14 protein-coding genes are annotated in these 14137 nt (G+C 70.3%); 4 read left to right on the top strand and 10 right to left on the bottom strand.

The window, feature by feature from the left end:
- Positions 1 to 118 precede the first annotated feature (118 nt).
- Positions 119 to 595, bottom strand: coding sequence for a hypothetical protein (locus ACWD4G_RS38610; RefSeq protein WP_451302104.1), 477 nt, complete (start codon positions 593 to 595; stop codon positions 119 to 121).
- A gap of 458 nt (positions 596 to 1053) precedes the next feature.
- Here ACWD4G_RS38610 and ACWD4G_RS38605 point away from each other — a divergent pair, with 458 nt between their 5' ends.
- Positions 1054 to 2625: an oxidoreductase gene (locus ACWD4G_RS38605; RefSeq protein ID WP_451302102.1), complete on the top strand. Its 1572-nt coding sequence runs from the start codon at positions 1054 to 1056 to the stop codon at positions 2623 to 2625.
- Between the two features lie 22 nt (positions 2626 to 2647).
- On the opposite strand, the gene ACWD4G_RS38600 is transcribed toward ACWD4G_RS38605, so the two are convergent.
- The 6 genes from ACWD4G_RS38600 to ACWD4G_RS38575 form a co-directional block, all read right to left on the bottom strand.
- Positions 2648 to 3001 (bottom strand): cytidine deaminase, encoded by a 354-nt coding sequence (locus tag ACWD4G_RS38600; protein WP_451302100.1) that lies wholly within the window; start codon positions 2999 to 3001, stop codon positions 2648 to 2650.
- 37 nt (positions 3002 to 3038) lie between these two features.
- Complete coding sequence (locus ACWD4G_RS38595) at positions 3039 to 3398, bottom strand: MmcQ/YjbR family DNA-binding protein (protein WP_451302098.1); 360 nt, start codon at positions 3396 to 3398, stop codon at positions 3039 to 3041.
- 25 nt (positions 3399 to 3423) lie between these two features.
- Positions 3424 to 4734, bottom strand: coding sequence for a hemolysin family protein (locus ACWD4G_RS38590; protein ID WP_451302097.1), 1311 nt, complete (start codon positions 4732 to 4734; stop codon positions 3424 to 3426).
- Positions 4731 to 5228 (bottom strand): rRNA maturation RNase YbeY, encoded by a 498-nt coding sequence (ybeY, locus tag ACWD4G_RS38585; RefSeq protein WP_451302096.1) that lies wholly within the window; start codon positions 5226 to 5228, stop codon positions 4731 to 4733. The genes ACWD4G_RS38590 and ybeY overlap by 4 nt, the downstream gene beginning before the upstream one ends.
- Before the next feature lie 14 nt (positions 5229 to 5242).
- On the bottom strand, positions 5243 to 6313 hold the full coding sequence (locus ACWD4G_RS38580; protein ID WP_451302094.1) for a PhoH family protein: 1071 nt from the start codon (positions 6311 to 6313) through the stop codon (positions 5243 to 5245).
- Between the two features lie 242 nt (positions 6314 to 6555).
- Positions 6556 to 7359 (bottom strand): IclR family transcriptional regulator, encoded by an 804-nt coding sequence (locus tag ACWD4G_RS38575; protein WP_451302212.1) that lies wholly within the window; start codon positions 7357 to 7359, stop codon positions 6556 to 6558.
- A 129-nt stretch (positions 7360 to 7488) separates the two neighbouring features.
- Here ACWD4G_RS38575 and ACWD4G_RS38570 point away from each other — a divergent pair, with 129 nt between their 5' ends.
- From ACWD4G_RS38570 to ACWD4G_RS38560, 3 genes are all read left to right on the top strand, one after another.
- The gene (locus ACWD4G_RS38570) at positions 7489 to 8802 is read left to right on the top strand and encodes a glucarate dehydratase family protein (RefSeq protein ID WP_451302092.1); all 1314 of its coding nucleotides are present in this window, start codon (positions 7489 to 7491) and stop codon (positions 8800 to 8802) included.
- Between the two features lie 54 nt (positions 8803 to 8856).
- On the top strand, positions 8857 to 10329 hold the full coding sequence (locus ACWD4G_RS38565; protein WP_451302090.1) for an MFS transporter: 1473 nt from the start codon (positions 8857 to 8859) through the stop codon (positions 10327 to 10329).
- A 155-nt stretch (positions 10330 to 10484) separates the two neighbouring features.
- Positions 10485 to 11606: a carbohydrate kinase family protein gene (locus ACWD4G_RS38560; RefSeq protein ID WP_451302088.1), complete on the top strand. Its 1122-nt coding sequence runs from the start codon at positions 10485 to 10487 to the stop codon at positions 11604 to 11606.
- Positions 11607 to 11614: 8 nt separating this feature from the next.
- Here the strand turns inward: ACWD4G_RS38560 and ACWD4G_RS38555 are convergent, their stop codons facing one another.
- The 3 genes from ACWD4G_RS38555 to ACWD4G_RS38545 are packed head-to-tail and all read right to left on the bottom strand — an operon-like array spanning position 11615 to position 13945.
- The gene (locus ACWD4G_RS38555) at positions 11615 to 12607 is read right to left on the bottom strand and encodes an adenosine deaminase (RefSeq protein WP_451302086.1); all 993 of its coding nucleotides are present in this window, start codon (positions 12605 to 12607) and stop codon (positions 11615 to 11617) included.
- Between the two features lie 55 nt (positions 12608 to 12662).
- Positions 12663 to 13571, bottom strand: a complete 909-nt coding sequence (locus ACWD4G_RS38550; RefSeq protein ID WP_451302084.1) for a ribonuclease Z — start codon at positions 13569 to 13571, stop codon at positions 12663 to 12665.
- A 20-nt stretch (positions 13572 to 13591) separates the two neighbouring features.
- On the bottom strand, positions 13592 to 13945 hold the full coding sequence (locus ACWD4G_RS38545; protein ID WP_451302210.1) for an HIT domain-containing protein: 354 nt from the start codon (positions 13943 to 13945) through the stop codon (positions 13592 to 13594).
- Positions 13946 to 14137 lie beyond the last annotated feature (192 nt).

Below are 14137 nucleotides of genomic sequence, written 5' to 3'. Positions count from 1 at the left end.
GGGGGCCGGGGGGGGGGCGGGGGGCGGGGTGCACTTAATACCCGGGTGGGGGGTGGGGGGGGGGGGGGGCCGGGGCCCGGCCGCCCCCCACCCCTCACTCATGACCAGCGGCGACCGCTCAGTCGAACACGAACGGACCCGGCGATTGCGGGCCGCTCGCCGTGCAGGTCACGGTGATGCCGAAGACCACCATCGACAGCGTGCCGCCGTATGCCTCCAGGCTGTCGCCGGAGGCGACGGTGCCGGTGAGCGGGCCGACGACCATGCCGTCGCCGGCGGCCAGCGCCGGGTTCTCGGTGCCGGTGAAGTCGACGGTGCCACCGCTCGCGTTCACGAAGGTGAGCGTGGACTGGATGGAGTCCTCGGCGAGGGCGATCGGGGCGGTGATCTCCGTGGAGGACAGCGTGACCGTGGCGGACGTACCGCTCTGGGTGGCCGTGAGGGTGGCCGAGCCGGAGCCGCCGATCGTACAGCTGGCGTCGATGGTCGCGGACTGTGGGGTGACCGCGAGGGCAGCCGGGGCGAACGCGAGGCCGACGGCGGCGAGCGTACCGGCCGCGAGGGCCGCACCGGCTCCGAGTCGTATGCGCTTCATTGAGCGATTCCCTTTCCTTGCAGGGGAGTTGAGGGAGTGCGTCATGCTGCGTGTGGGGGGTGCGGGACGTGACATGTGCGGCTCCGCCGCGTGGGCGCGACGGGGGCAGAGCAACGCGCGGCCCCGCGACGGGACTCGACGGCCCGGAACGTGACGGTCCGCCGAAGAACGGGTCCATTGATACGCGAGCGGCCTGAGATTTCAAGGGATGTTCTGCCGGTTGCGGCGAGGGTCGGCGAAACTGGCCGAAGCCGATCGCCGGGCCTCCGGCCAACGTCTTCGCGGCATCCGGCCGCCTGGGTGATCTGTCCCGCGCCGCGCGAGTTGTCGCCCGCCGGGTGTGCGCGTCCACTCGCCCGCGCAAGATTTTCGCCCAGCTCGGAGGGCTGTTACCGGCCGTAACACTAGCGCGCGGGCGATCTGTGACGGCGTTGGGCGAAGATCACTACCCTGTACGGGTGCTGTCCTATGACGAGTTGACGCCGCCGGAGCGAGAGCTGTGGGACGCGTTCCCCGAGGGGCGTCGGGTGGATCTCCGGACGGGTGCCGCCGAGGACGACCGGGTGGCCGACGGCGGGCTGTGGGGGCCGGAGCGGACGGTGCGGGCGGCGGTGGTCGCGGCGTTGCTGCTGGGCACGAACGCCGCGGACTCGGGCACGGCAGGCTCACTGAGGCTGACCGGCGCGCGGATCACCGGCCCTCTCGACCTGGCCGGCGCCCGGATCGACCATCCCCTGTGGCTGGAGGACTGCTGGTTCGAGGACGGACTGAACCTCTTCGGGGCCGAGACCCGGACGGTCGCCATCACCGGCAGCCGACTGCCCGGCCTCGAAGCGGGGTCGGCCCGTATCGACGGACGCCTCGACCTGACCGGCTCACGGGTGACGGCCGGCAATGCCTCCACCTACCCGCTCGAACCTGCCGCCGTGGCCCTCACACACGCCCACGTGAGCGGCGGCATCAACCTCAACCAGGCAGAGCTGATCGCTCCCGGCGGCTGGGCGCTGTCGGCCGGTGGCCTGGTCAGCGAAGGGGGCGTCTTCTGTCGGCGGGGTTTCGTCGCACACGGCGAAATCCGGCTGCTGGGCGCCCAGTTGCGCACCCTCTTCATGCAGGGCGCCCGACTGGAACGCCCCGGCCCAAGGGGAGTGGTCCTCGCTCTCGACAACGCCGCGGCCTCGACGATCGGCCTCTCCCGCGGGTTCACCGCGAACGGCACGGTACGGCTGCGCGGTACCCGGGTCGCCGACAACCTGACCTTCGACGGAGCCGTCCTGAACGGACCGCCGGACGGCGAAGGCGACCCCGCCGGTGACGCCCCGGCCCTCGTCGCCATGAACCTCCAGGCCGTCGACCTCGACCTCACCTTCGCCCGGAAGCCCTCCGGCACCGTCGACCTCCGGGGCGCGACGGTCTCGTACCTCCATGAGAACGAGCACAGTTGGCCGGAGAAGGTCGAGTTGGACGGCTTCGTCTACGGCTCGATCAAGGCGGAGGCGGACGGCGAGCGCCGGGAGGCCGTGGGCGACCGGGAGTCCGTGGCCCGCCGCATCCGGTGGATACGGCGCAGCCCCGGCTACAACCCGCAGCCCTACGAGCAGTTGGCGGCCTGGTACCGCAAGGCCGGGCACGACGACGACGCCCGCCGAGTCCTCCTCGCCAAGCAACGCCACCGGCGCCGCACGCTCTCCCCGGCCGCCCGCGCCTGGGGCCACCTCCTGGACGTGACCGTCGGCTACGGCTACCGCCCCTGGCTGGCCGGAGTCTGGCTGCTCGCCCTGACCCTGCTGGGCACGGCCGCCTTCCACACCGACACCCCCACCCCGGTCAAACAGGGAGAGGGCGCCCCCTTCCAGGCGTTCGTCTACACCCTCGACCTGCTGATCCCCATCGGCGGCCTCGGCCAACGCACCACCTGGTACTGGCAGGACACCACCCTCCAGTGGCTGGCGTACACGTTGATCGCCCTGGGCTGGATTCTGACGACGGCGGTCATCGCGGGGGTGACGCGGACGCTCCAGAAGAGCTAGCGCCGACGGAAGCGGGTACGGCTCAGCCCGCCGTCACCGTCACCCGTACCGTGCCGTCGGCCCCCGCCAGCAGGACCGGGGTCTGAGGGCCGCCAAGGTCCCGCACAGCCGCCCGGTCCTCGTCGGAGACGGCTTCCGCGTCGGTCACGACGGCCGCCGCCTCCAGGGACTTCGCGCCGGAGGCCACCGCCATCGCGACGGCGGTGCGCAGCGCGCTCAGCCGCAGGGACTCCAGCGCCACGGTCCCGGCGACATACGTCCGCCCCGTCTCGTCCCGTACGGCCGCCCCCTCGGGCACACCGTTGCGGGCCCGCGCGGAACGGGCCAGGGTGACGATCTTCCGGTCCTCGGGGTCAAGCCCACTGCTGTCGCTCATGCCCCGAGCATACGTAGCCGCCCGCCCCGCCCCTGCCTCAGGCCCGGTCCAGCCGCAGCCGCTCCGCCCTCGGCAGCCCGGCCACCACCAGGTCGTACGAGTCCTCGACCAGCTCCCGGATCAGCTGGTCGGGAAGGTCGCCCTCCACCGTCACCGTGTTCCAGTGCCGCTTGTTCATGTGATAGCCGGGGATGATCAGACCGGGGTGGTCGGCCCGGAGTCGTACGGCGTCCTCCGGGTCGCACTTGAGGTTGACCTTCAGGGGCCGCTGGTCCATCCAACTCAGGGCGAACATCTTCCCCAGGACCTTGAAGACGGAGATCTCGGGCCGGAAGGGGAAGTCCTCGACGGACTCGTTGAAGGACAGGCAGAGCGCGCGCAGTTCATCGGGGCTCACTCGGCTTCGCCTCCTGCCGCGGTCGTCACTCCGGCCTCGCCCTCTCGCCCTCAGGCAGCCCGGCAGGCCCGATCGGCTCCACCAGCACCGTGACGATCTTGTTCCGGCGCCCGGCGGAGGCCTCCGCCGTCAGCCGCAGCTCACGCCCGTCGGGCAGCTCGACGACGGAGGAGGCGCCGGCGATGGGCACCCGGCCCAACGCCTTGGCCAGCAGCCCGCCCACGGTCTCCACGTCCTCGTCGTCGTACGCCTCCAGCCCGTACAGCTCGCCGAGGTCGGTGATGTCGAGCCGGGCGGTGACCCGGTGGCGTTCGTCGCCCAGCTCCTCCACCGGCGGCAGCTCACGGTCGTACTCGTCGGTGATCTCGCCGACGATCTCCTCAAGGATGTCCTCGATGGTGACGATGCCGGCGGTGCCGCCGTACTCGTCGATGACGACGGCGACGTGGTTGCGCTCCTGCTGCATCTCGCGGAGCAGATCGCCGGCGTTCTTGGTGTCGGGGACGAAGACGGCGGGCCGCATGGCCGTGGACACCAGTTCGTTCTCGGCGTCCCGGCTGATGTGCGTCTTACGGGCCAGGTCCTTGAGATAGACGACACCGACGACGTCGTCCTCGCTCTCCCCGGTGACGGGAATCCGCGAGAAGCCGGAGCGCAGGGCCAGGGTCAGCGCCTGGCGGATGGTCTTGTACCGCTCGATGACGACCAGGTCGGTACGCGGCACCATCACCTCCCGCACGAGCGTGTCGCCCAGCTCGAACACCGAGTGCACCATGCGGCGCTCCTCGGCCTCGATCAGCGACTCCGCCTCGGCGAGGTCGACCAGCGCCCGCAGCTCGGCCTCGGAGGCGAAGGGCCCGCGCCTGAAGCCCTTGCCGGGCGTGAGCGCGTTACCGATGAGGATCAGCAGCGACGGAATGGGTCCCATGATCCGCGCCAGCGGCAGCAGGACGTACGCCGCAGCCGTGGCCGTGTTCAGGGGGTGCTGACGGCCGATGGTGCGCGGGGAGACCCCCACGGCGACGTACGACACGAGGACCATCACCCCGAGGGCGACGACCAGCGCCTCCCAGGTCGCGTCGAACTCCTGGAGGCAGGCGTACGTGACGAGCGTGGCGGCGGCCATCTCGCAGGCCACGCGCACCAGGAGCGCGACGTTCAGATAGCGGGTCGGGTCGGCCGTGACCTGGGCGAGCTTGGCGCTGCCGCGCCGCCCGGACCGTACGGCCTCCTCGGCGCGGAAGCTGGAGACGCGCGCGAGGCCCGCCTCCGCGCAGGCGGCGAGCCAGGCGACGACGACCAGGGCGACGGCACCGCTGATGAGGGTCGCGCTCATGACACGGTCGGGGCCGGGGACGGGCCGGTGAGGCCCTTCTCCGCACGCCAGCCGTCCACGATGGCCGCCTGGAGGCCGAACATCTCGGCCTTCTCGTCGGGCTCCTCGTGGTCGTAACCGAGCAGATGCAGCACCCCATGGACGGTCAGAAGCTGAAGCTCCTCGTCCATGGAGTGCTGCGTGGCCGCTTCCTTGCCCTGCCGCTCGGCGACCTCCGGGCAGAGCACGATGTCACCGAGCAGCCCCTGCGGCGGCTCGTCGTCGTCCTTCGACGGCGGACGCAGCTCGTCCATCGGGAAGGACATGACATCGGTCGGCCCCGGCAGATCCATCCACTGCACATGGAGCTGCTCCATGGCGTCGGCGTCCACGACGATCACCGAGAGCTCGGAGAGCGGGTGGATACGCATCCGCGCGAGCGCGTAGCGGGCGATGTCGAGGATCGCCTGCTCGTCGACCTCGGTTCCGGACTCGTTGTTGACGTCGATCGACATGGCGCTGTGCTTGTCTACTTCCCCTTGTGCCCGGACTTCCCCCGGCCGCCCTTGTGCGAGCCGTTCTCCGTGCCGTGCGTGCTGTCGTACATCTCGTACGCGTCGACGATACGGCCGACGAGCTTGTGCCGTACGACATCGTGGGACGTCAGCCGCGAGAAGTGCACGTCCTCCACACCCTCCAGGATCTCCTGCACCTGCCGCAGCCCGCTCTTCGTCCCGTTCGGCAGGTCGACCTGGGTCACATCACCGGTGATGACGATCTTCGAGTCGAACCCGAGCCGGGTCAGGAACATCTTCATCTGCTCGGGCGAGGTGTTCTGCGCCTCGTCGAGGATGATGAAGGCGTCGTTGAGCGTACGGCCACGCATGTACGCCAGCGGCGCGACCTCGATCGTTCCCGCGGCCATCAGCCTGGGAATCGAGTCCGGGTCGAGCATGTCGTGCAATGCGTCATAGAGCGGGCGCAGGTACGGGTCGATCTTCTCGTACAGCGTGCCCGGCAGGAAGCCCAGCCGCTCCCCCGCCTCGACCGCCGGGCGGGTCAGGATGATGCGGTTGACCTGCTTGGACTGGAGGGCCTGGACGGCCTTGGCCATGGCCAGGTACGTCTTGCCGGTGCCCGCCGGGCCGATGCCGAAGACGACGGTGTGCTTGTCGATGGCGTCGACGTAGCGCTTCTGGTTGAGGGTCTTGGGGCGGATGGTGCGGCCGCGTGAGGACAGGATGTTCTGCGTCAGTACCTCGGCCGGGGTCTCCTGGCCGTCGTTCTTCCCGTTCTCACTCGCCCTCAGCATGGCGATCGAGCGTTCCACGGCGTCCTCCGTCATCGGCTGTCCGGTGCGGAGCACCAGCATCATCTCGTCGAACAGGCGCTGGACGAGAGCGACTTCGGGGGCGTCGCCGACCGCGCTGATCTCATTGCCCCGGACATGGATGTCGACCGCCGGGAAGGCCTTCTCGATCACGCGCAGGAGGGAGTCGCCGGAACCCAGCACGGTCACCATGGGGTGCGCCGGCGGGACGGTGAACTGGGCTCTCGCCATTCCCTGCGCGGGGGTGTGAGCTGTGGGTGTCTGAGTCATGGGCCGGCTCTGTGGCCGCGGGTCCTCCTTGACGCGGAGAGGCTTGTGTTGCCGTTTTCCAGGGTACGACGCGGCGGTGACAGTGCCGAAGGGCTTTTTACGGGGGGAGCTCGGGGGGTTCTGAGGATTGCCGACTGCGGGTTGTGGGGGCTGGTCGCGCCCACGCGGCGGAGCCGCACATCGAAACAGCCCCGCGCCCCTTTTTTTCGGCCTTCGGCCTCAAAAAACGCTGTTCGTGCCCTCTAGCGCCAGAGAGGTGCCCCCGCCACTCCCGGCGTCGTCGCCTCGATCTTCGTTCTCACCTCGCCCATGACCTCCACGATCCGGCGCTCGTGGTCCGGGGTCAGGCGGGCCAGCGGGACCGAGCAGCTGATGGCGTCCTGGGGCGGGGTGTCGTAGTGGAGGGCGAAGCCGAAGCCGATGATGCCGGGGACACCCTCCTCGCGGTCGATGGAGTAGCCTCGGGCGCGGATCGTGGTGAGGTCGGTGATCAGGGACTCTTTCGTGGTGTGGGTGTTGGGGGTCAGGGACTCGTAGGGGCCCTCGGGGAGGGCGGTGTCGGGGCGTTCGGCGAGGAGGGCCTTGCCGAGGGCGCCCGCGTGGGCGGGGAGGCGGCGGCCCACGCGGCTGATGGTGCGCAGGTATTCGTGGGACTCACGGGTGGCCAGGTACGCGACGTTCATGCCGTCGAGGCGGGCCAGGTGGATGGTCTCGCCGAGCGCCTCGGAGGCCTCGTCGAGGTAGGGGCGTACGGCGCGGACGCGCGGGTCGGAGTCCAGATAGCTGGTGCCGGTGAGCAGGGCGCGGATGCCGATGCCGTAGAGGGAGCCGGTGGTGTCCGTGCGGACCCAGCCGCGGCCGATCAGGGTCTGGAGCAGGGCGTACATCGAGCTGCGCGGGACCTGGAGCGCGTCCGCGAGTTCCTGGAGGCGGGCGGGGCGGTCGCCGCGCGCGGCCAGCAGTTCCAGCAGGTCGAGGGTCCGCGCGGCGGACTTCACCTCGCGTACGCCGCCCCCGCCGCCGCCCGCGGCCTCTGTCTCCGACATACGCCGATCCGTCTCCGACATGCGCCCGATCGTAATCGGGGCGTGCACGACCATTGACGCTCCCTGTTCGCTTACCTAGCCTCCATCTCCATACATGGATGATGTCTACATAGGGAGATAGAGCAGGAGATGGCCCCTGTGACCGCGCCGCCCCGTGAACTGACCATCGCCGAGGTCCGGCTGACCCCGATCCTGGTGGCCGATCCGCCGCTGCTGAACACCCAGGGCGTGCATCAGCCGTACACGCCCCGGCTGATCGTGGAGATCGTGACGGCCGACGGGATCACCGGGCTCGGTGAGACGTACGGCGACACCAAGTACCTGGAGCTGGCGCGGCCGTTCGCGGCGAAGCTGGTGGGCCGTGCGGTGAGCGATCCGAACGGGTTGTTCGTGCTGGCCGACGAGGTGACGGTCGACAGGGCCAGGGTGTCGGGCCAGGTGGACGTGGGCGGGCTGCGGGGTGTCCAGACCGCCGACAAGCTGCGCCTCTCCGTGGTCTCCGCCTTCGAGGTCGCCTGTCTGGACGCGCTCGGCAAGGCCCTGGGTCTCCCGGTGCACACCCTGCTCGGCGGCAAGGTGCGCGACGCGGTCGAGTACAGCGCGTACCTCTTCTACAAGTGGGCCGACCACCCCGAGGGCGTGCCCTGCGAGAAGGACGACTGGGGTGCGGCGGTGGACCCGGCCGGGGTGGTGGAGCAGGCCCGGAGGTTCAAGGAGCGGTACGGGTTCACGTCGTTCAAGCTCAAGGGGGGTGTGTTCCCGCCGGACGAGGAGATCGCGGCGGTCCGCGCGCTGGCGGAGGCGTTCCCCGGGCATCCCCTGCGCCTCGACCCCAACGGGGCCTGGTCCGTGGAGACTTCGCTGAAGGTCGCGGACGCGTTGGCGGACGTCCTCGAATACCTGGAGGACCCGGCGCTCGGCACCACCGCGATGGCCGAGGTGGCCGCGCACACGGACGTCCCCCTGGCCACCAACATGTGCGTGACGACGTTCGCCGAGATCAAGGAGGCGTTCACGAGGAACGCTGTCCAGGTCGTCCTCTCCGACCACCACTACTGGGGCGGCCTGCGCAACACCCGTGAACTGGCCGCGATCTGCCGCACGTTCGGCGTCGGCGTCTCCATGCACTCCAACACCCATCTGGGCATCAGCCTCGCCGCGATGACGCAGGTGGCGGCCACGGTCCCCGACCTCCACCACGCCTGCGACTCCCACTACCCCTGGCAGTCGGAGGACGTCCTGACGGAACGCCCGACGTTCGAGAACGGCGCTGTACGTGTGTCGGACGCCCCCGGCCTGGGCGTGGAACTCGACCGCGACAGGCTGGAGTTCCTGCACCGCCGCTGGCTGGACGACGACGGTTCCCTGCGCGAACGGGACGACGCGGCGGCGATGCGGGTGGCCGACCCGAACTGGACCACCCCGAAGGTCCCCCGCTGGTAAGGCCTGCCGGTAAGGGCCTCCCTCCCCTCCCCCTGCCCACGATCGGAGCCGCTCGTGTCAGCAGCAACCCCGCCGTCACCCGCACCGTCAACCCCACCCCTCCCCGCACCCGAAGCGCACTCCCCCGCGGTCCAGTCCGCCATCCGCAAGATCTTCCGCCGCGTCGTCCCCCTCTTCTTCATCATGTTCGTGGCGAACTACATGGACCGCGTCAACATCGGCTTCGCCCAGGACCAGTTACGCGCGGACGTGGGCCTGTCGGCGGCGGCCTTCGGTCTCGGCGCGGGTGTCTTCTTCATCGCGTACGCCATCTTCGAGGTCCCCTCGAACATGCTGCTGGAGCGGTTCGGCCCCAAGGTCTGGCTGACCAGGATCATGATCAGCTGGGGTGTCGTCGCGACGGCGATGGCGTGGGTGAACAGCCCGGAGATGTTCTACGCGCTGCGGTTCCTGCTGGGGGTGGCGGAGGCCGGCTTCTTCCCCGCCGTCATCTTCTACTTCAGCCGCTGGCTGCCGGACTCGCACCGGGGCAGGGCGACCTCGATCTTCCTGATGGGCTCGGGCACGGCGACGGTGATCGTCGGCCCGATCTCCGGCGCCCTGCTCGAAATGCACGGCGTCTGGGGCCACTCCGGCTGGCAGTGGATGTTCTTCATCGAGGGCGTCTTCTCCGTACTCCTCGGCTTCGTCGTCTACCGCTTCCTCGACTCCGGCATCGAGAAGGCCGACTGGCTGACGGACGAGGAGAGGAACGGCCTGATCGCCACGATCGACGCCGAGCAGGCGGCGCGCGACGCCGAGCGCGGCACCGGCGCCCATGTCTCCCGCTGGGGACTGCTCGCCGACTTCCAGGTGCTGCTCTTCCTCTGGATCTACTTCGCGATCAATGTGGCCCTGTACGCGGTGACGTTCTGGCTGCCGTCGATCGTGGACGACATCGGCGGGCTGAGCGAGTTCCAGGTGGGGCTGCTGACGGCGGTGCCGTGGCTGTGCGCGCTGGTGGCGGTGTTCGTCTCCGGCCGCCTCTCCGACCGCCTCGGTAAACGCCGCCCCCTCCTCATCACCCTCCTGATCACCGGCGGCTGCGGCACCCTCCTGGCGGTGTTCGTGTCACCGTGGGTCGGCCTGGGCGCCCTGTGCGTGGCCGCGATGGGCTTCAAACCTGCCTCCCCCGTCTTCTGGACCATCCCCCAGAGCTACCTCGACGCCCGCGCCGCCGCCCCCGGCATAGCCCTGATCAACTCCATAGGAAACCTGGGCGGCTTCGTGGCCCCCACAACGTTCGGAATCATCGAGGACACGACGGGCTCGACGAAGGCGGGCCTGGTAGGCCTGACGGTAATCGGCTTCCTGGCAGCGGCAAGCGTCCTCTTGGTGAGGGGCGGAGCCAGAAACGACAGCCGCCGAGGCGTGAGGACGGCCCGAAGCCCCGAAGATGGGCCGAAGGCCCATAAAGGGGCGCGGGGAACTGCGCGAGCAACCACCCACAACCCGCACACGCCAACCGATCTGACCCACCCGAGCTAATAGGCGGGGGGCAAAGGGGCGCAGCCCCGGCGGGTCGTAGGGCGCCCCCCTACCGGGCCCCGCAAAACCCGGGAGCACCCCCAGCTCTATCGCCACCCCCAGCGGAGCGTTTGGTGCACACTGGCCAGACCCGCACCACCGCCAGGGAGCACAGCGTGAAGACGACGCCCAAGGGAGCACACCCACACCTCCACCCCCACCCCCAGGTCGACCCCCTCAAAGACCTACGCACCCCCACCGATCCCCCCTGGGACGTCTACCTCACCGGCACCGTCTTCCTGGACATCATCTTCACCGGCCTGGACTCCGCCCCCGTGAGGGGAACGGAGTCCTGGGCCCGAGGCATGGGATCGAGCCCCGGCGGCGTGGCGAACATGGCCACGGCCCTGGCCCGCCTGGGCCTGAGAACATCTCTCGCGGCAGCCTTCGGCGACGACCACTACGGCGAGTACTGCTGGGACACCCTGGAGAAGGGCGAGGGCATCGACCTCTCCGCGTCCCGCACGGTCCCCGGCTGGCACTCCCCGGTCACGGTCTCCATGGCGTACGAGGGCGAACGCACGATGGTCTCGCACGGCCACGCGGCGCCCCCGGAGGAGCCCGCGCCGGACTGCCCGCCCCACGCGCGCGCCGCCGTCGCCTCCCTCACGCCCGGCGTGCACGCCCCCTGGATCGCCCAGGCCGCGAGCAAGGGCACCCGGATCTTCGCGGACGTCGGCTGGGACGACACCGGTGCGTGGGACCTGGCCGGGCTGCCCGATCTGGCGCACTGCGAGGCGTTCCTGCCGAACGCGCAGGAGGCGATGCGGTACACCGGCGCCACCTCCCCCAGGTCGGCGGCGCACGCGCTCACGGAGCATGTGCCGGTGGCGGTGGTGACGCTGGGCGCGGAGGGGGCGTACGCCGTGGACGGCCGGACCGGTGAGACCGCCGAGGTCCCGGCGATCGCGGTGGAGGCGATGGACCCCACGGGCGCGGGGGACGTGTTCGTGGCCGGTTTCGTCACTGGCACGCTGGCGGAGTGGCCGCTGGCGGACCGGCTGGCCTTCGCCGGGCTGACGGCGGCCCTGTCGGTCCAGGAGTTCGGCGGCTCGTTGTCCGCGCCCGGCTGGTGCGAGATCGGCGCGTGGTGGCGCCGGGTCCAGTCCCTGGACCGCCAGGACCCCGCCGCGCTGCGCCGCTACGCCTTCCTGAACACGCTCCTCCCCGAGGAGAGCCTCACCCCCTGGCCCCTGCGCCGAGCGGTACCGACCATCGGCTTCCGCCGCTCGGCCTGACCGCCGGCTCACTCGAACGCGTAAGCCTCCACCTCGGCGAGGTAACGGGCCCGCCGCTCCTCGTCGTGTTCCAGGAAGGAGGCGAGGAAGGAGTTGCGGGCCAACTCCCGCTGCCGCTCCGGCCCGAGGCCCAGACTCTCGCCCACCGCGCGGAAGTTGTCGCCGACGTAGCCGCCGAAGTAGGCGGGGTCGTCGGAGTTGACCGTGCAGAGCAGCCCGGCGTCGAGCATCGCGGGCAGGGGGTGCTCGGTGAGGGTGTCGACGGCCCGCAGCCGTACGTTCGACAGCGGGCACAGGGTCAGCGGCACCCGCTCGCGCACCAGCCGCTCCACGAGCGCCGGGTCCTCCATACAGCGCAGCCCATGGTCGATCCGCTCGACCCCGAGGATGTCGAGGGCCTCGGTGATGTACTCCGGCGGCCCCTCCTCCCCCGCGTGGGCGACCCTCCGCAGCCCGAGCGCGGCGGCGGCCTCGTACACCTCGCGGAACTTGACCGGCGGATGCCCGACCTCGGCGGAGTCGAGTCCGATCCCGGCGATCCGGTCGAGATACGGCCCCGCGGCGTCCAGGGTCTCCATGGCCGACTCGGCGGACTCGTCCCGCAGAAAGCACATGATCAGCTGAGTGGAGACCCCATGCGTGGCCTCGCTCCTCCCCAGCGCCCGCCACAGCCCCTCGACGACCGTCCCCATGCCCACACCCCGCGCGACATGGGCCTGCGGATCGAAGAAGATCTCGGCGTGCCGTACGCCCTGGGCGGCGGCGCGGGCGAGATAGGCGTCGGCGAGGTCGGCGAAGTCCTGCTCGGTGCGGAGCACGGCCATCAGCTCGTAGTACAGATTCAGGAAGGACTGCAGATCCGAGAACTGATAGGCCTTCCGGATCGCGTCCTCGTCGGCGTAGGGGAGGGTGACCCCGTTCCGCGCGGCCAGCGTGAATGCCAGCTCGGGCTCCAGGGTGCCTTCGATATGCAGGTGCAGTTCGGCTTTGGGGATGGACATCGAAGTATCGTACGGCCCAGAGGCACACGTATCTCGCTCATCACGCTGATCACGCTCATCGGCGCTTGGGCAGCGCCACCCGCATCAGATCGTGCGCCACGGTCAGCTCGCCCTCGAACCCGGCTGCCCGCGCCTGCCGTTCGAACTCCTCCGGCTCGGTGTACCGCTGGCTGAAGTGGGTGAGCACCAGATGCCGTACGCCGCAGTCACGGGCGACGGAGGCGGCCTGACCTGCGGTCAGATGCCCGTGCTCGACGGCGAGTTCGATGTCCTCGTTCAGGAACGTGGACTCGATGACGAGCATGTCGGCGGCGTCCGCGAGGGCGTACACCCCGTCGCACAGCCGGGTGTCCATGACGAACGCGAACCGCTGCCCCCGCCGCGACTCGCTCACCTCGTCGAGAGAGACGCCCCCGAGCGCCCCCTCCCGCTGAATCCGCCCGATGTCCGGCCCCTTGATCCCGTGCGCGGCGAGCCGCTCGGGCAGCATGCGCCGCCCGTCGGGCTCGACGAGCCGGTACCCGTACGACTCGACGGGGTGGGAGAGCCTGCGGGCGTCGAGCGTGTACGAGGAGGAGGCGGCCAGTTCCCCGCCCTCACCGGTGACGGGCTGCTCGATCAGCTGGACGGTCTCGCGGTAGGCGGTGGCGTAGCGCAGCCGGTCGAAGAAGCGCTGCCCGGAGTGCGGGAAATGGGCGGTGACGCCATGCGGGACACGGTCGAGGTTGATGCGCTGGATGACACCCGCGAGCCCCAGCGAATGGTCGCCGTGGAAGTGGGTGACACAGATCCGGTTGAGGTCGTGGGCGGCGACCCCGGCGCGCAGCATCTGCCGTTGTGTGCCCTCACCGGGGTCGAACATGATGCCCTGGCCGTCCCAGCGCAGCAGATAGCCGTTGTGGTTGCGGTGCCGGGTGGGGACCTGGCTGGCGGTGCCGAGGACCACCAATTCACGTACGGACATGGTTGGTTGTCCGGTCCCGGTCAGCCGGGGGGCCACTGCATGCCACGGCCGCCGAGGACGTGGGCGTGCGCGTGGAAGACGGTCTGGCCGGCGCCGGAGCCGGTGTTGAAGATGGTCCGGTAGCTCTCCAGCTTGTCCTCCTCCGCGACGGCCCGGGTCTCGCGGAGGACGTCCGCGGCGAGGGCGGGGGCGGCGGTGGCGAGGGTGGCGGCGTCCGGGTAGTGCGCCTTCGGGATCACGAGGACGTGGGTGGGTGCCTGGGGGTTGATGTCCCGGAACGCGACGGTCGTCTCTGTCTCGCGCACGATCGTGGCCGGTACATGTCCCGCCGCGATCTTGCAGAACAGACAGTCGTCCTGCGGCTCCCCTGCCATGTCGATCCTCTCGGTTGCGCCGGTGATCACGTACCCGGCATGGTACCGACCGGTCTGCGCCCCTTCACCCCCTGGCGCCTTATAGCTCGGGGGTTCGGGGTTGTTTGGCGGGTGCGGCTGGTGTGTGGTTGCTCGCGCAGTTCCCCGCGCCCCTAAAGGCTTGGGGCTGCGCCCCGCCTTTTTAGGGGCGCG

This window comes from Streptomyces sp. NPDC002643 (genome assembly GCF_053592555.1).
The sequence above is the reverse complement of the archived record's forward strand: the minus strand, read 5'-3'. Positions and strand labels throughout refer to the sequence as shown.

What these genes read in the sequence shown, in the direction of transcription:
- ACWD4G_RS38610 (WP_451302104.1), bottom strand. Translation starts at nt 595, where the DNA reads ATGAAGCGCATACGACTCGGAGCCGGTGCGGCCCTCGCGGCCGGTACG.
- ACWD4G_RS38600 (WP_451302100.1), bottom strand. Translation starts at nt 3,001, where the DNA reads ATGAGCGACAGCAGTGGGCTTGACCCCGAGGACCGGAAGATCGTCACC.
- ACWD4G_RS38590 (WP_451302097.1), bottom strand. Translation starts at nt 4,734, where the DNA reads ATGAGCGCGACCCTCATCAGCGGTGCCGTCGCCCTGGTCGTCGTCGCC.
- ybeY (WP_451302096.1), bottom strand. Translation starts at nt 5,228, where the DNA reads ATGTCGATCGACGTCAACAACGAGTCCGGAACCGAGGTCGACGAGCAG.
- ACWD4G_RS38580 (WP_451302094.1), bottom strand. Translation starts at nt 6,313, where the DNA reads ATGACTCAGACACCCACAGCTCACACCCCCGCGCAGGGAATGGCGAGA.
- ACWD4G_RS38575 (WP_451302212.1), bottom strand. Translation starts at nt 7,359, where the DNA reads ATGTCGGAGACAGAGGCCGCGGGCGGCGGCGGGGGCGGCGTACGCGAG.
- ACWD4G_RS38570 (WP_451302092.1), top strand. Translation starts at nt 7,489, where the DNA reads ATGGCCCCTGTGACCGCGCCGCCCCGTGAACTGACCATCGCCGAGGTC.
- ACWD4G_RS38555 (WP_451302086.1), bottom strand. Translation starts at nt 12,607, where the DNA reads ATGTCCATCCCCAAAGCCGAACTGCACCTGCATATCGAAGGCACCCTG.
- ACWD4G_RS38550 (WP_451302084.1), bottom strand. Translation starts at nt 13,571, where the DNA reads ATGTCCGTACGTGAATTGGTGGTCCTCGGCACCGCCAGCCAGGTCCCC.
- ACWD4G_RS38545 (WP_451302210.1), bottom strand. Translation starts at nt 13,945, where the DNA reads ATGGCAGGGGAGCCGCAGGACGACTGTCTGTTCTGCAAGATCGCGGCG.